The organism is Williamsia muralis, assembly GCF_002735905.1.
Classification (GTDB): Bacteria; Actinomycetota; Actinomycetes; order Mycobacteriales; family Mycobacteriaceae; genus Williamsia; species Williamsia muralis_A.
This window is the reverse complement of record NZ_PEBD01000012.1, coordinates 19,337-39,434: the sequence shown is the minus strand read 5'-3', so window position 1 is coordinate 39,434 and position 20,098 is coordinate 19,337. Positions and strand designations below refer to the sequence as shown.

General features: G+C 64.8%; 22 protein-coding genes and 1 tRNA gene. 5 read left to right on the top strand and 18 right to left on the bottom strand.

The window, feature by feature from the left end:
* Positions 1 to 46: 46 nt before the first annotated feature.
* Positions 47 to 481: an HIT family protein gene (locus CSW57_RS22275; RefSeq protein WP_099384835.1), complete on the top strand. Its 435-nt coding sequence runs from the start codon at positions 47 to 49 to the stop codon at positions 479 to 481.
* Positions 474 to 1,244: an SIR2 family NAD-dependent protein deacylase gene (locus tag CSW57_RS22270; RefSeq protein WP_099384834.1), complete on the top strand. Its 771-nt coding sequence runs from the start codon at positions 474 to 476 to the stop codon at positions 1,242 to 1,244. Before CSW57_RS22275 ends, CSW57_RS22270 begins: the two co-directional genes overlap by 8 nt.
* Here the strand turns inward: CSW57_RS22270 and CSW57_RS22265 are convergent.
* The 3 genes from CSW57_RS22265 to CSW57_RS22255 all read right to left on the bottom strand — a co-directional run bounded on the left by CSW57_RS22265 (position 1,241) and on the right by CSW57_RS22255 (position 7,876).
* Positions 1,241 to 5,404 carry an AAA domain-containing protein gene (locus tag CSW57_RS22265; protein ID WP_099384833.1) on the bottom strand — a complete coding sequence of 1,388 codons (4,164 nt, stop codon included), beginning with the start codon at positions 5,402 to 5,404 and terminating at the stop codon, positions 1,241 to 1,243. The two genes, CSW57_RS22270 and CSW57_RS22265, sit on opposite strands and share 4 nt — an antisense overlap.
* A gap of 127 nt (positions 5,405 to 5,531) precedes the next feature.
* The gene (locus CSW57_RS22260) at positions 5,532 to 5,873 is read right to left on the bottom strand and encodes a rhodanese-like domain-containing protein (protein WP_099384832.1); all 342 of its coding nucleotides are present in this window, start codon (positions 5,871 to 5,873) and stop codon (positions 5,532 to 5,534) included.
* Positions 5,874 to 6,097: 224 nt separating this feature from the next.
* On the bottom strand, positions 6,098 to 7,876 hold the full coding sequence (locus tag CSW57_RS22255; protein ID WP_099384831.1) for a DEAD/DEAH box helicase: 1,779 nt from the start codon (positions 7,874 to 7,876) through the stop codon (positions 6,098 to 6,100).
* Positions 7,877 to 8,063: 187 nt separating this feature from the next.
* Here CSW57_RS22255 and CSW57_RS22250 point away from each other — a divergent pair, with 187 nt between their 5' ends.
* On the top strand, positions 8,064 to 9,854 hold the full coding sequence (locus CSW57_RS22250; protein ID WP_099384830.1) for an AMP-dependent synthetase/ligase: 1,791 nt from the start codon (positions 8,064 to 8,066) through the stop codon (positions 9,852 to 9,854).
* Between the two features lie 109 nt (positions 9,855 to 9,963).
* On the opposite strand, the gene CSW57_RS24555 is transcribed toward CSW57_RS22250, so the two are convergent.
* The 4 genes from CSW57_RS24555 to CSW57_RS22235 form a co-directional block, all read right to left on the bottom strand.
* Positions 9,964 to 10,131, bottom strand: coding sequence for a hypothetical protein (locus CSW57_RS24555; RefSeq protein WP_189339406.1), 168 nt, complete (start codon positions 10,129 to 10,131; stop codon positions 9,964 to 9,966).
* A gap of 410 nt (positions 10,132 to 10,541) precedes the next feature.
* The gene (locus CSW57_RS24550; protein WP_189339405.1) at positions 10,542 to 10,700 is read right to left on the bottom strand and encodes a hypothetical protein; all 159 of its coding nucleotides are present in this window, start codon (positions 10,698 to 10,700) and stop codon (positions 10,542 to 10,544) included.
* 270 nt (positions 10,701 to 10,970) lie between these two features.
* Entirely contained in the window at positions 10,971 to 11,297 is a 327-nt protein-coding gene (locus CSW57_RS22240) for a hypothetical protein (protein WP_099384828.1), read from the bottom strand.
* Between the two features lie 200 nt (positions 11,298 to 11,497).
* Positions 11,498 to 11,582 (bottom strand) — tRNA-Leu (locus CSW57_RS22235).
* A 59-nt stretch (positions 11,583 to 11,641) separates the two neighbouring features.
* Between CSW57_RS22235 and CSW57_RS24740 the strand changes: the two genes are divergently transcribed.
* Together CSW57_RS24740 and CSW57_RS22225 are read left to right on the top strand one after the other, a co-directional pair.
* A complete protein-coding gene (locus CSW57_RS24740) occupies positions 11,642 to 12,088 on the top strand; it encodes a transcriptional regulator (protein ID WP_099384827.1) in 447 nt (148 codons plus the stop codon).
* Positions 12,085 to 12,441, top strand: coding sequence for a DUF3817 domain-containing protein (locus tag CSW57_RS22225; RefSeq protein WP_099384826.1), 357 nt, complete (start codon positions 12,085 to 12,087; stop codon positions 12,439 to 12,441). Before CSW57_RS24740 ends, CSW57_RS22225 begins: the two co-directional genes overlap by 4 nt.
* Before the next feature lie 17 nt (positions 12,442 to 12,458).
* Here CSW57_RS22225 and CSW57_RS22220 read toward each other — a convergent pair whose 3' ends face one another.
* The 11 genes from CSW57_RS22220 to clpS form a co-directional block, all read right to left on the bottom strand.
* Positions 12,459 to 13,076, bottom strand: a complete 618-nt coding sequence (locus tag CSW57_RS22220) for a non-canonical purine NTP pyrophosphatase (RefSeq protein ID WP_099384825.1) — start codon at positions 13,074 to 13,076, stop codon at positions 12,459 to 12,461.
* Positions 13,076 to 13,861 (bottom strand): ribonuclease PH, encoded by a 786-nt coding sequence (gene rph, locus CSW57_RS22215; protein WP_030163832.1) that lies wholly within the window; start codon positions 13,859 to 13,861, stop codon positions 13,076 to 13,078. Before rph ends, CSW57_RS22220 begins: the two co-directional genes overlap by 1 nt.
* Positions 13,862 to 13,935: 74 nt before the next feature.
* Positions 13,936 to 14,700, bottom strand: coding sequence for a cyclic nucleotide-degrading phosphodiesterase (locus CSW57_RS22210; RefSeq protein ID WP_099384824.1), 765 nt, complete (start codon positions 14,698 to 14,700; stop codon positions 13,936 to 13,938).
* Positions 14,701 to 14,748: 48 nt separating this feature from the next.
* A complete protein-coding gene (gene murI / locus CSW57_RS22205; RefSeq protein ID WP_062801263.1) occupies positions 14,749 to 15,549 on the bottom strand; it encodes a glutamate racemase in 801 nt (266 codons plus the stop codon).
* Positions 15,546 to 16,259, bottom strand: a complete 714-nt coding sequence (locus CSW57_RS22200) for a rhomboid family intramembrane serine protease (protein WP_099384823.1) — start codon at positions 16,257 to 16,259, stop codon at positions 15,546 to 15,548. Before CSW57_RS22200 ends, murI begins: the two co-directional genes overlap by 4 nt.
* 24 nt (positions 16,260 to 16,283) lie before the next feature.
* Entirely contained in the window at positions 16,284 to 17,255 is a 972-nt protein-coding gene (locus CSW57_RS22195) for a PLP-dependent cysteine synthase family protein (RefSeq protein WP_099384822.1), read from the bottom strand.
* A gap of 10 nt (positions 17,256 to 17,265) precedes the next feature.
* A complete protein-coding gene (locus CSW57_RS22190; protein WP_023960627.1) occupies positions 17,266 to 17,538 on the bottom strand; it encodes a MoaD/ThiS family protein in 273 nt (90 codons plus the stop codon).
* Positions 17,539 to 17,588: 50 nt separating this feature from the next.
* Positions 17,589 to 17,999 (bottom strand): Mov34/MPN/PAD-1 family protein, encoded by a 411-nt coding sequence (locus CSW57_RS22185; protein ID WP_099384821.1) that lies wholly within the window; start codon positions 17,997 to 17,999, stop codon positions 17,589 to 17,591.
* A gap of 25 nt (positions 18,000 to 18,024) precedes the next feature.
* Positions 18,025 to 19,119 carry a P1 family peptidase gene (locus CSW57_RS22180; RefSeq protein WP_099384820.1) on the bottom strand — a complete coding sequence of 365 codons (1,095 nt, stop codon included), beginning with the start codon at positions 19,117 to 19,119 and terminating at the stop codon, positions 18,025 to 18,027.
* A 33-nt stretch (positions 19,120 to 19,152) separates the two neighbouring features.
* Entirely contained in the window at positions 19,153 to 19,734 is a 582-nt protein-coding gene (gene aosR / locus CSW57_RS22175; protein WP_099385041.1) for an oxidative stress transcriptional regulator AosR, read from the bottom strand.
* Between the two features lie 5 nt (positions 19,735 to 19,739).
* Positions 19,740 to 20,075: an ATP-dependent Clp protease adapter ClpS gene (gene clpS / locus CSW57_RS22170; RefSeq protein ID WP_099385040.1), complete on the bottom strand. Its 336-nt coding sequence runs from the start codon at positions 20,073 to 20,075 to the stop codon at positions 19,740 to 19,742.
* Between the last annotated feature and the right edge of the window lie 23 nt (positions 20,076 to 20,098).

Genomic DNA, 20,098 nt, shown 5'->3' with positions numbered 1-20,098 from the left:
TTACAATCAAATTTGCCGACTCTTGCGCGCCCACTAGGCTTGGCGCATGAACGAGTGCATCTTCTGCGCCATCGTCGCCAGGACGTCCCCGGCCCACGTCGTCTACGAGGACTCCGACATCTTGGGGTTCCTCGACATCCGCCCGGTCCGGCCCGGCCACACTCTGCTGGTGCCCAAGCGCCACGCCGCCAACCTCTCGGAACTCGAACCCGAACAGGGCGCCAGACTGTTCCGGGCCGGCCAGCTCGTGGCAGCCGCACAGCGAGCATCCGCGATTGCCGCCGACGGCGTGAACTTGCTGGTCAACGATGGTCGCGCCGCATTCCAGACCGTCTTCCATTCACATCTGCATGTGGTGCCGAGGCATTACGGCGACAAGTTGACCTTGGCAAAAGGCCTCCTGACCAGGCGGGACAACGATCTTCCCGGGACTGCGGCCATCTTGCGAGCACAGCTGAAAGACCACGCCGCCGATGAGTGACCTCCACCTGGACAGCGATTTGGTGGCGTTGGTGCGAGGCGCTGAATGGGTGACCGTGTGCTCGGGCGCGGGGATGTCAGCAGAGAGTGATGTGCCGACGTTCCGCGACGCCGAGACGGGCCTGTGGGAGCGTTTCGACCCGACTACGCTGGCAACTCCGCAAGCGTGGTCGGACGACCCAGCTCTCGTGTGGGCCTGGTACCAGTGGCGTGCTCATCTCGTGCGGCGTGCGCTTCCCAATCCCGGGCATCATGCGGTGGCCGAGTGGGCGCGGCGCAGAACGGTGATGGTGGTCACCCAGAACGTCGACGATCTACACGAACGGGCCGGCAGCGAAGTGACCGCCCATCTGCATGGAAGCCTCTTCGAACCCCGGTGCTCGCATTGTGGACTGCCCTACGTCGGTACCGACGCCGATCCCGACAGCGCCACCGAGTCCCTTCGGGTGGAACCGCCCATCTGCTCCAATTGCCTCTCCCCTATCCGGCCCGGAGTGGTCTGGTTCGGCGAATCCCTGCCCCAGGACGCGTGGGAGCGTGCCGCGGACGCGAGCGCCGGTTGCGATCTCCTCATCGTGGTGGGCACGTCGAACCTGGTGTATCCGGCAGCATCGCTCCCGGAACGCGCACTGGCCGCGGGAATACCGGTGATCGAGATCAACCCTGAGCCAACGCCGTTGAGCCGCAACGTCACCCATTTCCTTCAGACCACCGCGGCGGTCGGGCTGCCCGCGCTACTGAACGTGATCGGAGACGACACCTAGTCCGCGCCGGACAAGGTCACCGGCGTCCAGGGCTCCGCAGATTCCTGGCCCGCCAGGTCCGGACCGACCGAGTTGGGCTGCACTCCTCGCCGTTCGAGTTCGTGCCACAGACCGTCGAGGGCATGTGTCGGGTCGAGCAGGTACTCCGACTCGCGAACCCTCCAGAAACGCCATCCGCACCGGCGGAGTTCGCGTTCACGTTCCATGTCTGCGCGAGCCTGCTCCGGGGTGCTGGTGAACTCATCGCCGTCGCACTCCACGGCCAGCCGTGCGTCGCTACCGGTGACCACCAGATCGATCGTCCGGTTGTTCACCACCACCTTGGGGTTCACGTAGTACCCGCGATCCACCAGTTCGACAAAGATCTGCTGCTCGAACAGCGAATCGAACGGCTCGGTTCGAGAGGTGGTGCTGACGTTGGCCGGGACCGGATCCACCAGCGCGCCTTCGGTTTTCTGCATGTAGGTCAACAGCGAGTACCGGAGATCGTTGGTCTTGAGGTCATCGGGTTGCACAGAATGCACAAGCCAGAGTTGCTCCATGGCCCGTGACGCCGCCACGTTGATCCGTCGCTGGGATTCGCTGCGCGTCAACGCGTTCACGTTGGTGTCGGGACAGACCACCATCGACAAGAAGATGACGTGCCGTTCGTCGCCCTGGAAGTCCGGGGGCGTTCCTACCCGCAGATTGCGGTCACGCCAGACATGTGGATCCAGCGCCTCACGGAGGGCCTGCGAGATCAGCTCCACCTGACGTTGGCCCTGCAGCACCACCACCCCGAATGACATCCCGTCGTACCGCGGGTCCTCGATGCATCCGGCCAGAAGTCCCACCAATGCACCGGCCTCGTCGGCATTGACCAGCGACGAGTTCGATCCCGAACTGCGTGCGCCTTCGACGAAATGGGTACGCAACGGCGCCAGACGGTCCGCACCGAATTGACGTACCGGGATCAGTGGCGAATCGGGGTAGAACTGCCGGCTGGAGAACTCGATGATCTCGGGCATCGACCGGAAGTGTTCGCGAAGCCGGACCACATGTCCGAATCGCGTCCGGAGCATCGAGAACAGACTCGACCGCGGCGTGAGACTGTCCCGCATGTATTGCGGGATGTCCGGCAGGTAGGTGTCGAGTTTGGTGAACACCTCGTCCATCCCGGAACCGCCGAAACCTCCAGGCGCGCATTGGCGGTCGTCGCCCACCACGATCACCCGCGGCGCCAGCCACAGCAGGAACAGACTGGATATGTCCGCCTGGCTCGCTTCGTCCACGATCACCACGTCGAACGAATTCTGCGCCGGTGCAACGGAACTGAGCACCTGGGAAATCGGCATGATCCACGCCGGGACTGCGGTCTGTGCCTGCGCCATGGCGGATCGGGCCGCGAGCCTGAACCGCTCGGCGTGCTTGCCAGAACCCTTGCCGATGTTGGTGATGTGGTCGCGGTAGGACTGTAGAGCCTGCACCTGACTCACCGTCATGTGCTCGAGACATTCGCGCCAGGCACAGGCGGCGGCGAGCCGGGCGGTGAAGTGGGTGATGTCTGCCTCGACCTCGTCGAGGTCGGCTTCGAGTCGCGTCTCCCGTTGGGGGTCGCTGCGGTCCTGCGCCCACTGATAGGCCCGTCGCCACGACCAAGCGGCGTCCAGTTCGGCCTGTCGCTCGTCCCAGATCGGGTCGTCTGCTGTCTCCTCGAGGAGCTTGACCAGAGCCGGCGCCTTCTGCTTGAGCCGAAGCTCCAGCAGATCCAGTGCGCCCTGACTTTCCCGTTCGGCACTTGCGGTGTGCCAGGCGCGACGGGTTTCCAGGATGGCGTCGGGGTCGGCGGCACGCACCGCAGCCAGCAGCGCATCGCCTTCAGGCGAGGGTCCCTTCTCGATCTCGGTGGAGAGCGCGCGGGCGATGTCGTCGAGTTCGCGACGGGCCAACGTGCCGTCGTTGGCGGCGGCGATGGCACCGGCCTGCCGGGCGACCTCTTCGACTTCGTCGATGCTCTTCGGTCGCGGACCCCCGGGACTGATCGCGTTGAGTTCTCGGACCAATTGGTCGCGGCCGGTGAGCAATTCGGACACCCAGGCGAGTTGACCGTCGAGCTGTACCAGTCGGCCGAGCTGTACCGACCGGGTACCGGTGGTGTCCATCGGTACGTTCACCTCGGCCAGGATCGCCTGGACGCGTGCGACGGCGTCCAGTACACCGAGGTGATCGGCGACCAGGCGCATCGACGCGGCGTCGGTCGGAGGCCGGCCGTCCACCAGATACTGTCCCGGCAGCTCCTCGACCGCTTTCTGCTCGGGCGCCTTCCGGAAGCGACCGCGCCACTGACCGCCCGCATCGAGGTAGTCGGCAGCCTTCTCGAACACCAACGAGTCACCGGTGTTCGCGCCGGTCGCCTCGACCGTGTGGGTGCCGATCCTCTTGTCGCGTTCGGTTGCGTCGTCGATCACCTCGGACAGCGCCGTCACCCTGTTCCACAGGTACGACGCCTCGCCAGAGAGCAGCCGTTGCGCCATCTGCTGCAGATGCGGCGGGAAGGTGCGCACCTCACGGACGGCGGCACCGAGCCGGTCGCACCGAGTCTTCACCCGGAGCAGGCGGGCGCTGTCGACGTCGGAGAGAATTGCCAGAAGCGAACCGCTGCCGACCATTTCCTCCGACGGACGGTCACGGACGCGCGTGCAGATTTGTTCGAGCTCGACGGTGTCGGGCAGCACATCGTCGAGGTCGGGCAGATGCTGAGCCAGTCGGTCAGACCAGTTCTTGCCACGTTTGCGAAGGAGGTCCAGAAGCCGTTCGAACTCACTCGGTTCCAGTGGCGAGATGGCGCTGTGCAACGGCCCGGGGAGCCAATTGTAGTCCGCGGCAACGTCATTGCACTGACGGACGATCTCGGCCGCCGTCCCGCTGTAACCAGCGGCAACCCACTCGTGCTTCTCGGTCTCCGACTCGCGCAGTTGCCAGATCTCGCGAAGGATCTGCTCCCGCTTGGCCCGCGCCTGATCCCGTTTGGATCGCACGTTCTTGATCTCGCTGGTGGCGACCCGGGATTGGAAACTGCCCTTGCGGTTCGCGATCGCTTCCACGCTGTCGATGAGCGACTGCGAACCGTCTTTGGTCACGTCGGTGATCGATACGGCGAGTTCCTGCAATTCGGCGGGCAGTTTGTCCCGCAAGACATGTAGCGCTTGAGCCTTTTCCGAAACCACCAACACGCGCTGCCCTTTGGCCAGCAGCGCGGACATCAGGTTGGCGATCGTGTGGGTCTTGCCGGTGCCGGGTGGGCCCTCGACCACAACACCACTGTCGAGTCCCAGCTGAGCCAAGATGTCTCGTTGCTCGACGTTCGACGGCAACGGGTACAGAGCGTCTTCGACCAGTTCCTCCGCCGACATCGCGCCGCTCTCGTGCAATCGCAGCACACGCTCGGAGGCTTCGACAGGCTCGACCAGTTGCGCCAAGCCGATCGGGATGTCGTTCTTTTCGTCGCGAACGGCGGCCATCATGGCCTCGTAGTAGTCGAGCAGTGGTGCTGAACCACGGCGGCGCAGCACCAGCGCGGGCGCGAGGTCGACCGAGACCGAAGCCTGGTCGTCGACTACCGCGCGACGCCACTTGGTGAAGAACTTCTCGATGGAATCGGCCACCGGGGACCGCGTGGTTGCGAGTTGCTCGGTCAGGTCGGCCGAACCGGCCAGATCAAAACCGTCGACACCGGTGAGAATGTGTCCTGCGTGCAACTCGGGTTGCGATTCGCCCGCGAGTGTCACCCGGATGATGCCCGCGGCGTGATCGTGTTCGGCGACGACGGCCTGGGTGACAAGGTGCTCCCGGATCGATACCGGCGACTGCACGGTGAGCAATCCGGACGCGATGACCAGTTCGAGCGACTCGGGGCGTTCTGCGAGTTCGTCCATGGCCTGGGCCAGCGAGTCGTATCCGCTGCTCTGAAGGGCGTTGTCGCGAGCGAGTTCGACGATCACCTGGCCGACGGCGGCGTCACGGATGATCGGGATGTTGTGGTCGTCTCCGAGCCAGACCGTCGCAGCATGGTCCGACACATCACGGATGACCGTGGATTTGGCGCGAATCAGCTCGTGCAGGAACTGCAGCAGGCGCAGCACTCGCGCACGCCGGTCGTCGCCGGGCACCGATTCGGTCATCACGTCCTCGAGTTCAGCCTCAGGTTGACACTCTTGTTCACGTGAACGCTACCCGTTGCGGCCACGAGCTTCACAATTTGAGCGTCGTTTGCCCCGGACAGATCTCGGTGGCATGTAAAGCGAGCGGTCAGCGCGGGAGGGCTGACTGCAGCGCCCTGAATCCACCGTCGACATAGTGGACGTTGGTGTACCCCATCGCGGCAATCTGCTGCGCGATGCGGGCAGCTTGGGAATTGACCGAGACCACATCGATTTCGGTGTCCAGCCCGCGGATGGCAGGTATTCGTTTGTCGGAGTCGGGGCTGAATGCGATGCCGAGCTCGCTCGGCTCCACCACCACAGCTCCGGGCAGACTGCCCTGGTGCCGCACCACCTGAGGCCGCATGTCGACTACAACTGCTTCGCCGCGATCACGATGCTCGGCCGCTTCCTGTGCCGAGATCGGATCAGCCATCGCTACTGGACTCATCACCGTTTCCTAATGCTTTTGCTTCTCGTCCCTCTGGTACGTCGCCGCCCGCAACGCAGGCGTTACCAGGGGGTGGCCGGGAATCGAACACGATTCCCGCAGAGGTCATGCCGATGGCGGATATTACTGGCCGTCGACGTGATGTTCCAGTCGAGGTTTGCGCAGCTCACAGGTCATGGTGTAGGCGAGTGAGACAAGCAGGTCAGACGTGTGATCAGCGGTGATCAGGGCCGAGCGCGGCCGGCGACCTTCTGCGATCCGCGACGGTCACGGCTGAACGACTTCCCACTGCCGCCACGCGCGGAGGACGACGAAGACCGTTGCTGACGAGGTGCGCCGTCGTCCTTCTTGATGCCGATGGGCACCCCGCTGATCCGCGTGCCGCGAAGCCGTGACAGCGTCTCGCGATCCAGGTTGCGGGGCAGCTCCACGAGCGAGTGGTCGTTGCGGATGCTGATGTGGCCGAAGTCGCCGCGGGACAAGCCGCCCTCGTTGGCGATGGCGCCCACGATCGCTCCCGGGGTCACATTGTTCTGGCGGCCGACCGCGAGCCGATACGTCGCGAACTCCACGTCACCGCCGCGACCGGACCGCTCTGAACGCTCCTTGCGGTCGCGTTCCTTGCGCTCGCCGGCGGGCGGATCCGGCGACATCAGGAACCCGCCGTCCCGCGTCTCGAGAGCCAGCGCGGCGGCGATGTCGGCCATCGTCACGTCGTTCTCGCGGGCGTAGTCCTCGATCAGCTTGCGGAAGAGGTCGAGGTTGTCCGAGCTCAGATTCTGGGTGATCGATTCGGCGAATTTGGTGACCCGCTGCGCGTTCACATCGTCGACGCTGGGCAACCCGATCTCGTCGAGTGGCTGACGGGTCGCCTTCTCGATGGCCCGGAGCAGATGCCGCTCGCGGGGTGAGACGAACAACAGCGCGGTACCCGATCGACCCGCTCGGCCGGTGCGACCGATCCGGTGCACGTACGCCTCGGTGTCGTGCGGGATGTCGTAGTTCAAGACGTGCGAGATCCGGTCGACGTCGAGACCGCGTGCAGCCACGTCGGTGGCCACGAGGATGTCGACCTGACCGTTCTTCAGCTGCGCGATGGTGCGCTCACGCTGCGCCTGGGCGATGTCGCCGTTGATGGCAGCTGCCGAGAACCCGCGCGACCGCAGCCGCTCGGCCAGGTCTTCGGTGGCCTGCTTGGTGCGCACGAACACGATCATCGCGTCGAACTGCTCGACCTCGAGCACACGGGTCAACGCGTCCAGCTTGCGCTGGTGCGAGACCTGGAGATACCGCTGCGTGATGTTCGACGCGGTGCCGGTCTTGGCCTTCATCGTGACCTCGACCGGGTTCTTGAGGTACTTCTGCGACAGCCGGCCGATCGTCTTGGGCATGGTGGCCGAGAACAACGCCACCTGCTTGGATTCCGGCGTATCGCGCAGGATGCGCTCGACGTCTTCGGCAAAACCCATGTTCAGCATCTCGTCGGCCTCGTCGAGGACGAGGTAGTCCAACTCCGAGATGTCGAGGGTGCCCTTGTCGAGGTGGTCGATGACACGGCCCGGCGTTCCGACGATGATCTGTGCGCCACGGCGGAGTCCCGACAGCTGCACGGTGTAGCTCTGACCGCCGTAGATCGGGAGCACCTTCACACCTGGCAGATGTGCGGAGTAGCGGCCGAACGCCTCGGCCACCTGCAGCGCGAGTTCACGCGTCGGAGCCAGGATGAGCGCCTTCGGCTTACGCGCCGATGAGCCGATGCCCGAGAGGATCGGAACGGCGAATGCGGCGGTCTTGCCGGTACCGGTCTGTGCCAGACCGACCACGTCGCGGCCTTCGAGCAAGGGCGGGATGGTTGCCGCCTGGATCGGAGAGGGGGTCTCGTAGCCCACGTCCGTGAGTGCCTGCAACACTCGGGGATCCATCCCGAGGTCGGCGAACGTTACGGTGTCTTCGCTTAAAAGGGCCGCGTCACGCACAGGGGGCCCATCAATACTGTCTGTCATTACTACCTACTGTAGCCGTGAACAGCTCAAATCCGTTATTCGCAGGACAAAACCCCGACGCAGGGGAACGGCTGTCAGGGTGCCCTACTGACGAGTAGGTTCGAAAGGTAACCTAACCCACAGTTGACGGGTTCCGAGTGCCTCGGTTACCCGCCTCTCCGACACTCCCCTGCCGCAGGAGGCCCTTGTGCAAGAAGTTTCAGTGCCGTCCGACTTCGTCGTTCCGGAAAAGGCGTCCATCGTTGACTCGATGTTGCGGCACCGCGACGAGTCGCCGACCAAGGGGCTGTTCAAGCGTCGCGGTGACGACGGCTCCTGGACTCCGATCACCACAAAGGAGTTCGCCGACCTGGTGGACAAGGTCGCCAAGGGTCTGATCGCGTCCGGCATCAAGCACGGAGACCGGGTCTCGATCTGCTCGGCCACCCGCTACGAGTGGACAGTCCTCGACTACGCCGTGTGGCGTGCCGGGGGAACCACGGTCGCCATCTACGAGACCTCCGCCCCCTCGCAGGTGCAGTACATCGTCGAGAACTCCGAGACCTCCCTGCTGTTGGTCGAGACGCCTGCCCAGAAGCAGCAACACAGCTCGGTACTCGCCGACAGTGCCGACCTCAAAGAGATCCTGGTGATCGACGAAGGCGCCATCGACGAACTCGTTCGCCGTGGCGAATCCGTCGACGATTCCGAACTCGACCAGCGTCTGGCCAATACCCTGTCGAGCGACATCGCCACTCTGGTCTACACGTCCGGAACCACGGGCAAGCCCAAGGGCGTCGCACTCACGCACGCGAACTTCCTGCACGAATGCCACGGTGTGCGTGTCACGCTCGGCGACCTGATGTCCGAAGGCAGTTCAACCCTGTTGTTCCTGCCGCTCGCGCACGTGTTCGCCCGGATCATCTCGGTCGCCTCGATCGTGCACCTCGTGCAGCTCGGCCACACCACCGTGGGGCCGACGCTCCTCGATGATCTCGCAGCCTTCAAGCCCAGCTACCTCTTGTCGGTCCCCCGCGTCTTCGAAAAGGTGTACAACAGCGCCAAACAGAAGGCTGAAGACGGCGGCAAGGGCAAGATCTTCGGGGCTGCCACCGACACCGCCATCGAATACTCGAAGGCGCTGGAGAACGGCGGAGCCGGGCTGGTCCTCAAGGCCAAACACAAGGTCTTCGACGTGCTCGTCTATTCCAAGCTCCGCGCTGCGCTCGGCGGCGAGTGCACAAGCGCAGTGTCCGGCGGAGCCGCACTCGGCGCCCGACTCGGTCACTTCTTCCGCGGCATCGGAATTCCCATCTACGAGGGCTATGGCCTGAGTGAGACCACGGCCGCCGTCACGGTCAATGCCGAAGGCGCACAACGCATCGGAACAGTCGGCCGTCCGGTGTACGGACAATCGGTCGCCATTGCCGACGACGGCGAGGTGCTGCTGAAGGGCCCCGTGGTCTTCGGCGGGTACTGGAAGAACGAGCAGGCAACGGCCGAGGCCATCAAGGATGGCTGGTTCCACACCGGCGACATCGGGACACTTGATGACGGCTACCTGTCGATTACCGGCCGCAAGAAGGAACTCATCGTCACCGCCGGCGGCAAGAACGTCTCCCCCGCGCAGATGGAGGATGCGATCCGCGCGCATCCGCTGGTCAGTCAGGCCCTTGTCGTCGGTGACAACAAGCCCTTCATCGCCGCACTGGTCACCCTCGATCCCGAAGCGCTACCCGGCTGGCTCGAGCGCAACAACCTCCCCGCCGACACCGCGGTCTCGGATCTGGTCGACAACAAGACGCTGATCGCCGACATCGACGTGGCCATCAAGACTGCGAACGATCAGGTGTCAAAGGCCGAGGCCATCAAGAAGTTCCGGATCATCGAGAACGACTTCACCATCGAGACGGGCGAGTTGACGCCCACCCTCAAGCTCAAGCGCAACGTCATCCACGACTCCCACGCCGACGAGATCGAGGGCCTCTACACCAAGTAGAGGCAGCAACAACCACGCGAGCGGTTGGCACCCACAGGTGCCAACCGCTCGTTTGTTTGTCGGAGAGTTTGTTGGATTGCTGGGACAGCCGAGGTCCGCGTGTCGACAGCTACTTCAGGATGAGGACCAGCACGACAACCGCCAAGATCGCGGCGAGAATGAGCCACTCCCACTTGTCGCCGCCGTTCTTGTCGCCATCGTTCTGCCGTTCGGGCTCAGGTCTGTTGAGTGCACGGAATCCACTTGTCCATGGCGGCGGGGGCGGAAACGGACTCACAACAAACACCTTTCGAAGACTGCACTTTTTGGTCTGTGGGGCAAACGATCCGTGCCGGCGGTTTCGTTCCCGGTGGCGAGCGACGTCACACCACGGCCCCGGCCGACGCGCCGTGCTCAATGCGCGGTTATCGCGACCTGACCGAAAGATGTTGTCGCTGTGGGACACATCAGTGGAGCTGCCCGGTGGGTCGAGTTGCATCGTGTCGTTGTCTGAGAGAGACAACGCGGACCCGACCGCCGACGCCACGGCAGTCAGGCCGTCGCGCGAAGTCGCCCAACTCGCCTCGTAGGGTTGGCGGCTCAGCAGCGCCACCACAAATCTGTGATCCGGGCCGACGAACCCGGCGCTGTGGAGGTAGGCCGTCTGCTCGAAGCAACACATCCACCCTTGTTTGGCGACAGGCGTATTCAGCGCGCCAGGAGCGAGCAGACCGAAGTCTTGAGAGAACCCGTCGGCCGCCACGCGGGTGCCGACGCCAAAGCGCCCAGGATCAACTGACGGTCGGACTCCGGCATCTTCGACACACGTGCGTAGAGCCGAACGACATCGGCAGCCGAGGTGGCCATGTCGCCACCGCCCTGCCGACGAAGCCGCCGACCACACCGCGGCGGTCACCAGATCCAGCCGGCGTATGGCCGTCCACGTCCCGTGCACTGCCCACACCACACAGAAACGCACCGACAGATGCCGTCAGAATCAGTTGCACAGCGATCATCGCGACCGCGACGACCATGCGAACGGGCCGCGTGGAGGTCAGAGACGACGGACGCGCAGACATACTGAACTCCAGAGTCCTCGGGTTCAGCCCAGCCCGCCACCCGCGACGACGACTGGGCTCACGGATCACGTTCGCCGGCAACCCCTTCCGCGGGCCGAAGCGCCCATCCAGGAACCCAGTGGGTCACCTTCTCCTCTCTCCCCTTGGCCGGGATGGTGTAGGTGACCTTGCCGAACCATTCGCCCCATTCGGTCATGCCCCACTCGGTGAGCACTCCCGTCGTCTTCTTGCGGAATTGGAGTCCATCGGGGTGATAGGACCCTGAGTGATGGGGTTGATAGGCGTACAGCGTGATCAGATCGACCGTGACTGCCATATGCCCGACCCTCACAAAGGCCGGACGGCGCGGTTGCCCGCCGTCTCCCCCGATTCCGGCCGTCTTCATTGTTCGACCATACGTTCGAATGGGTGCTAGTCTCAAGCCCGGCGGGGCGGTCACCTGTGGACGTGGATTTCGGACATGGAGGAGCCGCCCTGTCTATCGGCAGCACATACGCCGCGGGCCGACTCGCCGCGGATCTGCGTTCAGTCACGACAGCGCCGACGTTTGCGTACGAAACTCCGGGCAGCCGCCGCAGAGATCTGTGGTGCGCGAGGGGGGACTTGAACCCCCACGTCCGTAGACACTGGAACCTAAATCCAGCGCGTCTGCCAATTCCGCCACTCGCGCGTGCAGAGCACAGCGTACCGGCTGACCAGCGCGTTGCAGTACTTAGGTACCGTCAAGATATGGCTCCCATCAAGCACCGGCATCGACCAGCACTCATCGTGCTGGTGATCGTCGCCGCGCTGGCATGTCTCGCGCTGGCGTGGTGGCAGTGGGATCGCTTCGAATCGAGCTCGGGTACTGGCCAGAACCTGGGGTACGCACTCCAGTGGCCGGCTTTCGCCATATTCGTGGTCTACGCGTACCGGCGATTTGTGGTGCTCGAGTCGGACCCCGTCGAAGTCCTGAAGCTGCAAACGAACAAGGGCATGACGGAGATTCCAGACGGAGTCCTGCCGCCTCGGCCCGCACCGGCGAGTCCCCCGCCGGACGACAGCCCCGAGAGCGACCAGCTGGCCGAATACAACCAGATACTCGCCGAACTCGCGGGCAACGACCCGCGCCAGACCGACCCCGAGATGGTCGACACCGACCCGCACACGAACAACACACGACGGAGCAATCAGTGACCGAGACCCCGGCCGAACAGACCGCGCCTGCAACCACGGCAACGCCGAGCAAGATCAAGGGCGCGTTGCTTCGGTACCGGGTGATGGCGTGGGTCACCGGCCTCTGGTTGCTGCTCCTCGTGGCCGAACTGGTCCTCAAATACGGCTTCGACGTCGACGCACTCGACTTCGTGCCGATTGTTCACGGTTGGGTGTACTTCGTGTACCTCATCATGGCCATCGACGTCGGCATCAAGGTCCGCTGGCCCTTGGGCAAGGCCGTCTACACCCTGATCGCCGGCACCATCCCGTTCCTGTCGTTCTGGGTGGAACACAAGCGCACCCAAGAGATCAAGGCACAGTTCGGGGTCTGAGGCCCGGCCAGGAGCGACTAGCTCCGTGCCAGTTCCTGCAGGGCGGGCACGAGTTGTGTCAGTGCACGACCGCGGTGACTGAGCGCGTCCTTCTCGGATGCAGACAACTCGGCCGCTGTCCGTCCGCACGCCGCCTCGTCATCGGGTACAAAAACGGGGTCATAGCCGAAACCGTTGTCGCCCAGGGGCGCATCGACGATGCGGCCACGCCATTCGCCGCGGACCACCACCTCCCCGGTGGCCGTCACCAGCGCGCACGCGGAGACAAAGGCCCCGCCTCGGCGCTCGGCAGGTACGTCGCGCATCTGGCCGAGCAGCAGCGAGGTGTTCGCCTCATCGTCGCCGTGGCGGCCCGACCACCGGGCGGACAACACGCCGGGCATACCACGCAAGGCATCCACCTCGATGCCCGAATCGTCTGCGATGCAGGCCAATCCGGTGGCGGCAAACCCGTCCCGAGCCTTGGCGAGGGCATTCTCTTCAAACGTGGCGCCGGCCTCGGGTGCCTCGTCGTACTCAGGCACCTCGTCGAGACCGACGACCTCGAGGCCGCTGATGCCGGCACGCTCGAGGACTCGCCGGAGTTCGGCGAGCTTCTTACTGTTACGGCTGGCGACCAGGAGACGCTGAGCCATCAGCTACCGAAAGCCTTGCGCTTGCCGGACACCTCGGGTTCGGGCAACGTGCCGGGGTACGGCAGGGCCAGAGCCTCGCGCTGAACCTCGAAGATCTTCTCGGTACCGAGCATCGCCATGTCGAGAAGGCGGTCGAGGGTCGATCGCGGGAAGGTCGCACCTTCGCCGGTGCCCTGGATCTCGACGAGGGTGCCGGTGTCGGTGGCGACCACGTTCATGTCCACCTCGGCGCGCGAATCCTCTTCGTACGGAAGGTCGATCCGCACCCGGCCATCCACGACGCCGACACTCACCGCGGCGATCGCGCACGAGATCGGCTGGGGGTCGGCCAGCTTGCCCGCGGCGTTGAGATAGGTGACCGCGTCGCAGAGCGCGACGTATGCGCCTGTGATCGCTGCGGTGCGGGTGCCGCCGTCGGCCTGGAGCACATCACAGTCGAGGGCGATGGTGTTCTCCCCCAACGCCGCCAGGTCGATACATGCACGCAGCGACCGGCCGATCAAGCGACTGATCTCCTGGGTGCGTCCACCGACCTTGCCCTTGACCGACTCGCGGTCGGACCGATCGTGCGTGGCGGCGGGCAACATCGCGTATTCCGCGGTCAGCCAGCCCAGTCCCGAGCCGCGCCGCCACCGCGGGACGCCTTCGGTGACGCTGGCCGTACACATCACCCGGGTCTGTCCGAATTCCACCAACACAGATCCGGCGGGGTGGTTGGTGAATCCGCGGGTGATGGTGACCTTCCGCAGTTCGTCGTCTACTCGGCCATCAGCGCGTCTACTCACACCGACACCCTATCGACACCACCTGACACCGTGGGCGGGTGCCCGATATCTCGTCCGAGCATCCCGGCAGTTCGTCAGCCGATATCGATCTGCTCGTCGCGACGCACGACGCGGATCGGGCCGTCGTACACCTCGCGGGCCTCGGCAAGCATGTCGTCGGGCCAGGTCCACGGTGGAAGATGGGTCAGGGCAAGGCTCTTGACGCCGGCCTTGGCCGCGGCCTCGCCTGCCTCCCTGCCGGACAGATGAAGGTTCGGCGGCCTGTTCTGCGGGTCGTGGGTCCACGACGCCTCACAGAGGAACACGTCGGCGCCCTGGGCCAGTTCGATGAGCTCATCGCACACGCCGGTGTCGCCGCTGTAGGCCAGTACCTCGCCACCCGGGCCGGTGATGCGAAGTCCGAACGTCGAAGGTGGATGGTTCACCTTCCGGGCGAGGATTCTCATCCCGCCCAGTTCGATCTCCTCCTGGTCGGTCCATGTGGACACGTCGAACGTGTCGCTGACGTCGTCGATCTTCCCCGGGTACTCCGATGATGCAGCGCCGATCCGGGCCGCTGTTCCGGGAGGTCCGATGAGTGTCCCCTTGCCGATGGCGGGAATCGGGTTGTAGCGGCGCCACACCAGCAGACCGGGCAGATCAAGGCAATGGTCGGCGTGCAGATGGCTCAGCATCACCGCGACCTCGTTGGGGTCGGCATGCTGCTGCAACGAACCCAGGACGCCGGGGCCGAAGTCCATCACCACCGGTTGGCCGCCGGGAACCGTTAGCAAATATCCGGACGCCGGCGAATCCGGGCCCGCCAAACTGCCCGAACAACCCAGCACGGTCAAACGCATGCAGCCATGCTGCCACGCCGGCTCACCTTGCCGTCGGCGGACGGCCGATCAGGCGTGTTGAACTGCGCCGATGGCAGGGCCGAGGAAACGTGTAGCCAGCCGGGCGAACATCTCGGGATCACCGGTGGCCTGAAAAACGCGGTCGGCGGGCACGTCGGAGGGCGGTCGTAGAAGGTCTGTGGATGTCAGCACCCGCAACACATCTTTGGCAGTTTCTTCGGCGCTCGAGACCAGGGTGACCTCATCTCCCACGGCCAACTGAATGACACCCGACAGCATCGGATAGTGCGTGCAGCCGAGCACCACCGTGTCGACGCCCGCCTGGGCCAGCGGCTCGAGGTATCCCTGCGCGAGGCCGAGAACCTGCCGACCGCTGGTGATCCCCCGTTCGACGAAGTCGACGAACCGTGGGCAGGGCACCGAGGTGATCACCGCGTTCTGGGCAGCGGCGAAGGAGTCCTCATAGGCACGAGACGCGATGGTGGCCTCGGTGCCGATGACACCGATGCGACCCGATCGGGTCGCCGCCACCGCACGGCGAACAGCGGGCAGCACAACCTCGATGACGGGCACGGGGTAGCGCTCGCGAGCATCACGCAGGCAGGCGGCCGATGCGGTGTTGCAGGCGATGACAAGAGCCTTGACACCGCGATCGACCAACTCGTCACCGATGGCGAGTGCGTGCGCTCGGATCTGGGGAATGGTCAACGGTCCGTAAGGCCCGTTGGCGGTGTCGCCGATGTAGATGATGTTCTCGGACGGCAACTGGTCGATCACCGCACGCGCCACGGTGAGACCGCCCACCCCCGAATCGAAGATGCCGATCGGCGCGTCCACATCCGCGCTCACAGGGCTGCGCCCCCCTTGTTCCCGAAACCGCTGGCGCCCATGCCGTTGCCGCCGTAGGGAGTCGGCGCGGCGCCGTCACCGCGCTTACGGTCCTTGCCGGAGAGATACCACGCGGCCAGCACTCCGCCGATCGCCCCGAAGAGATGGCCCTGCCAGGAGACGCGGCCGTCGGTGGGGACCACGCCCCACAGCACACCGCCGTAAACGACGAACACCACCACGCCCAGCAAGATCTGCCAGATGTCGCGGTTGAACAAGCCGCGAACCAGGATGTAGGTGAGCCAGCCGAAGATGATGCCCGAGGCACCGACCGTGACGACATACGACGGCGAGAAGAGCCAGACACCGAGACCGGACACAACCCACACGATGAGTGTCGTGACGATGAACCGCTTGGCCATCAGAACCAGGAAGCCGAGCACCATCCCCGGAATCGTGTTGGCCAGCAGGTGTTCCCACCCATCGTGCAGGAACGGCGAGAACACGATGCCCGAGAGACCGTCTGTCTCGCGCGACTCGATGCCCGCGCTGTCCAGGTCATGGTCGCTCACCGCGTCGATCGCCTCGACGACGTACAGCAGGGCGGTCAACGCGACGATGACCACCGCGGACCGCAGCCACAACGGCCAAGAGGTTCGCTTGGCCTCGGCGGACCCGGATGGCGTGAGTCCGCCACCGGCACCGCCGTACGGGCCGAGTGATCCGGTCATGTGTCTCCGATCAATGTCCGCTGATCAGGCCCAGAGATGGCCTTCGAGCCCTTCACCTGCTTCGTCGAGGCTACCTTCGTACACCCCCGTCGACAGATACTTCCATCCGGCATCGCACACGACAAAGGCGATGTCCGCGCGTTCACCGGCCTTCCCGGCCTTGCGCGCAACGCCGAGGGCAGCATGCAGAATGGCCCCGGTCGAGATACCGGCAAAGATTCCTTCGCTCTCGATCAGCTCCCGGACGCGGCGAACGGCGTTGTGGCTGTCGACCGAGTACCGCATCGACAAGATCGTCTCGTCGTACAACTCGGGCACAAAACCCTCATCGATGTTGCGAAGTCCGTAGACCTCGTCGCCGTAACGCGGTTCGGCAGCCACGATCTGGACTTCTGGACGGGCCTCGCGCAGGTACCGTCCGACACCCATGAGAGTGCCGGTGGTGCCGAGTCCGGCAACGAAATGGGTGATTTCCGGCAGGTCGGCGACGATCTCGGGACCGGTGCCCTCGTAATGCGCGAGCGCATTCGCAGGATTGCCGTATTGGTAGAGCATCACCCAATCGGGGTTGTCCACCGCGAGTTCCTTCGCCATCGCCACGGCCTTGTTCGACCCGCCGGCCGCGGGTGAGGAGATGATCTCCGCCCCGAACATGGTCAGCAGCTGACGTCGTTCGATCGACGTGTTCTCAGGCATCACGCAGATGAGCTTGTAGCCCTTGAGTTTTGCGGCCATCGCCAGCGAGATGCCGGTGTTGCCGCTGGTCGGTTCCAGGATGGTGTCCCCCGGCTTGAGGGCGCCGTCGGTCTCGGCCTGCTCGATCATGCGCAGCGCCGGTCGGTCCTTGATCGACCCGGTCGGGTTGCGGTCCTCCAGCTTGGCCCACAGCCGGATCGCCGGCCCGCTGTCATCAGCGTGCCAGCGCGGCGACAGCCGTTGCAGCCCAATGAGCGGGGTGCCGCCGACAGAGTCGATCAGCGATTCGTAGCGGGTCATCGAGGTACGGTCAGCCGCCGGCGACCGCGGGCAGGATGGTGACCTCGTCGCCGTCCGCCACGGAGGTGTCCAGGCCACCGGAGAACCGTACGTCCTCGTCGTTGACGTACACGTTGACGAAGCGGTGGAGTTTGCCGGACGCGATCAGCCGGTCCTTGAGCCCCTCGTGGCTGGCGTCGAGGTTGTCGATCAACTCACCGAGCGTCGCCCCACTGGACTCGACCCGCTTGTTGCCGTCGGTATAAGTACGCAAGATTGTCGGGATGGAAACGGTTACTGCCATGGCGAACTCCTTATTTGTGGCCGATCTGTGCTGTGCGTTGTGGCACACGGCTAGTGGTCGTCGATGGTGATCTGTTCTTCGGTGACCGAGCCGTCAACGATCCGATAACTGCGAATCTCCTCGCTGTCGGCATCGCGGGTCGAGATCAGCACGTAGTGGGCATTCGGTTCGGATGCGAACGAGATGTCGGTTCGGCTCGGATAGGCCTCGGTCGCGGTGTGCGAGTGGTAGATCACCACAGGCTCCTCGTCGGCCCGATCCATCTCGCGCCACACCTTGAGCTGCTCCCCGGAGTCGAAGCGGTAGAACGTCGGGCTGCGCTCGGCGTTTGTCATCGCGATGAACCGCTCGGGCCGGTCCGAACCCTCCGGTCCGGCGATCACCCCGCATGCCTCGTCGGGATGGTCGGCGCGGGCGTGCGCCACCATCTGGTCCACCAGCGATCGACTGATGTTGAGCACTCCCACCTCCGTTGTCACGCACCCGTCACCGAAGTGCAAATGCTGAAGGCAACGTCTGGCGGTAGGACGGTATTCCGGCAATCGGATCAGCCGACAGGACAGCCTTGACGATGGCCCGCTGAACGGCAGTGGCCGCCGCTTCCCCGACCACCGCTACGAGGGCAGCTTGCTGGTTCATCCCCATCGGGATCGCCGGTGCCTCGCCGTCCCCCGGGGTTGGTGTCACTGCGCCGGTGGCAACAGCGAACAATGTGTCCCCGTCAAGCGGCGAGTGCGCCGGTCGAATGGCTCGTGCCAGACCGTCGTGCGCTGTCATTGCAACCCGTGTGGCCGCTGCCGGGTCCAGAGCGGCATCGGTGGCGATCACCCCGATCGTGGTGTTCAGTGCCGTTGATTTGGTTGTGAGCGAACGCAGTTGAGCAATCTCCTCGATTGCGGGAGGACGTAGCCCGTAGTAGTCGAGTTCTGAGGGACCCGCACCCCAGGGCACACCGGTGGACGGATCGATCACTGCCCCGACCGGATTCGCCACCACCAGCGCCGCCACCGTGATGCCCGTGGCCGGCCCGCTGGTGATGCGGATACTCGCCGACCCGACGCCACCTTTCAGTTCGCCGGCCCGTGCCCCGGCTCCTGCGCCCACCGAACCGGATGCCACATCGGTGCTCGCCGCTGCTGCCGCCCGCTCCCCGAACTCGCGATCCGGCCGCGCCGACCAGTCGCCCACAGCGAGGTCGAAGATCACCGCGGCGGGAACGATCGGCACCACCGAACCTTGTTTGTCCATGACAAGACCTGTGCCCTGCTCCTCCAGGAATGTCATCACCCCGTCGGCGGCGGCGAGACCGTAGGCGCTCCCGCCCGTGAGGACCACGGCATGGGCTTGCTGCACAGTGTTGGTGGGATCGAGGAGGTCGGTTTCACGGGTGCCGGGGCCCCCGCCGCGTACGTCCACGGCCGCGACTGCACCGTCCGGCAGCAGCACGACGGTGGTTCCCGTGGCCCATCCCGCGCCGGCCTGATCTTCCGTGGCCACGCTGACCTCGTCGTCGACCCGCTGGTGGTGTCCGACTCGCACGCCGCGCACGTCGGCGATCGAGTCAGTCGGCCCCGGAATCATGGCTTGTTCCTCACTTTCGGGCCCGCATCGAGATCATTTCCCGATCAGGGCGACGACAAGAAGTTCCTGGACAACCGTCAGCCAGTGGTAGACGTCGAGGTGAGCAGCCATCGGATCACCCTCGGGCAATTGATCGGGAGTCGACTCGCTGATCCCGATCATCGCACCGAGTGCGAGCCGTACGTCGTTGATCGCCGAGAGCCACTGATCGGCCTCGGCCTCGGTGAGCGACACCGGCCCGCCGCCGCTGGGCAACGAGTCCAGAACTGCTTGGGCCGCTTGCTGTTTGGCCGAGATGATGTGCGGTTCGTGCAGACTGCGCAGGGCGCCGTTCAGATCTCCGGTGACCGCGTCCACCGACGTCGACTCGTCTTGGTCGGGTCGATGGAAATCTGGGAACAGGCGCCCCAGCGTCACGTCTGACGGCGGTTCGGAGTGTCCTGCCTCGATCCCGGTGAGATCGGCGAGTTCGTCGGACGGCGCCGTGGACTGCCGTTCGTCGAGCAACTCGGTCATCGACGTGATCAGAGATGCGATCAGATCCGACTCGTGAGAGTCCAGCTCAGTGGTGATCCGGAGCCGTTCGCCGGAACCACGCCGCTTCCAATTGCGCACGCGGCTCAGCTGTCCCGCTGCATAGTGGCCCACAGACCTGCCGCGTGGAGCTTTTGGACATCCAATTCGACCTTGTCGCGGTCACCGGTCGACACGACCGCCTTGCCCTCGGTGTGCACCTGCATCATCAGCTCCGCCGCCCGTGTCTCGCTGTACCCGAACAGCTTCTGGAACACGTACGTGACGTATCGCATCAGGTTCACCGGGTCGTCCCACACGATGGTCACCCAAGGCCGATCAACTGCCTGGTCACGTTCGGCGACGGCGGTACTCGACGGGGTAGCCTCGTGCTGACCGTCGCCCGCTGCCGACACAGGGCCGAAGTGGTGCGGTGCGGTCATCATCTGTCCGCGCATGGCCCTAG

Coding starts and splice junctions, on each gene's coding strand:
- CSW57_RS22275 (WP_099384835.1), top strand. CDS start 47: ATGAACGAGTGCATCTTCTGCGCCATCGTCGCCAGGACGTCCCCGGCC.
- CSW57_RS22255 (WP_099384831.1), bottom strand. CDS start 7,876: ATGACAGACAGTATTGATGGGCCCCCTGTGCGTGACGCGGCCCTTTTA.
- clpS (WP_099385040.1), bottom strand. CDS start 20,075: ATGACCGCACCGCACCACTTCGGCCCTGTGTCGGCAGCGGGCGACGGT.
- CSW57_RS24550 (WP_189339405.1), bottom strand. CDS start 10,700: ATGGCCACCTCGGCTGCCGATGTCGTTCGGCTCTACGCACGTGTGTCG.
- CSW57_RS22195 (WP_099384822.1), bottom strand. CDS start 17,255: ATGACCCGCTACGAATCGCTGATCGACTCTGTCGGCGGCACCCCGCTC.
- CSW57_RS22220 (WP_099384825.1), bottom strand. CDS start 13,076: ATGGCTCAGCGTCTCCTGGTCGCCAGCCGTAACAGTAAGAAGCTCGCC.
- CSW57_RS22190 (WP_023960627.1), bottom strand. CDS start 17,538: ATGGCAGTAACCGTTTCCATCCCGACAATCTTGCGTACTTATACCGAC.
- CSW57_RS22240 (WP_099384828.1), bottom strand. CDS start 11,297: ATGAAGACGGCCGGAATCGGGGGAGACGGCGGGCAACCGCGCCGTCCG.
- CSW57_RS22180 (WP_099384820.1), bottom strand. CDS start 19,119: ATGATTCCGGGGCCGACTGACTCGATCGCCGACGTGCGCGGCGTGCGA.
- CSW57_RS22270 (WP_099384834.1), top strand. CDS start 474: ATGAGTGACCTCCACCTGGACAGCGATTTGGTGGCGTTGGTGCGAGGC.
- CSW57_RS24740 (WP_099384827.1), top strand. CDS start 11,642: ATGGCTCCCATCAAGCACCGGCATCGACCAGCACTCATCGTGCTGGTG.
- CSW57_RS22260 (WP_099384832.1), bottom strand. CDS start 5,873: ATGAGTCCAGTAGCGATGGCTGATCCGATCTCGGCACAGGAAGCGGCC.
- CSW57_RS22210 (WP_099384824.1), bottom strand. CDS start 14,700: ATGCGTTTGACCGTGCTGGGTTGTTCGGGCAGTTTGGCGGGCCCGGAT.
- CSW57_RS22200 (WP_099384823.1), bottom strand. CDS start 16,259: ATGACCGGATCACTCGGCCCGTACGGCGGTGCCGGTGGCGGACTCACG.
- CSW57_RS22265 (WP_099384833.1), bottom strand. CDS start 5,404: ATGACCGAATCGGTGCCCGGCGACGACCGGCGTGCGCGAGTGCTGCGC.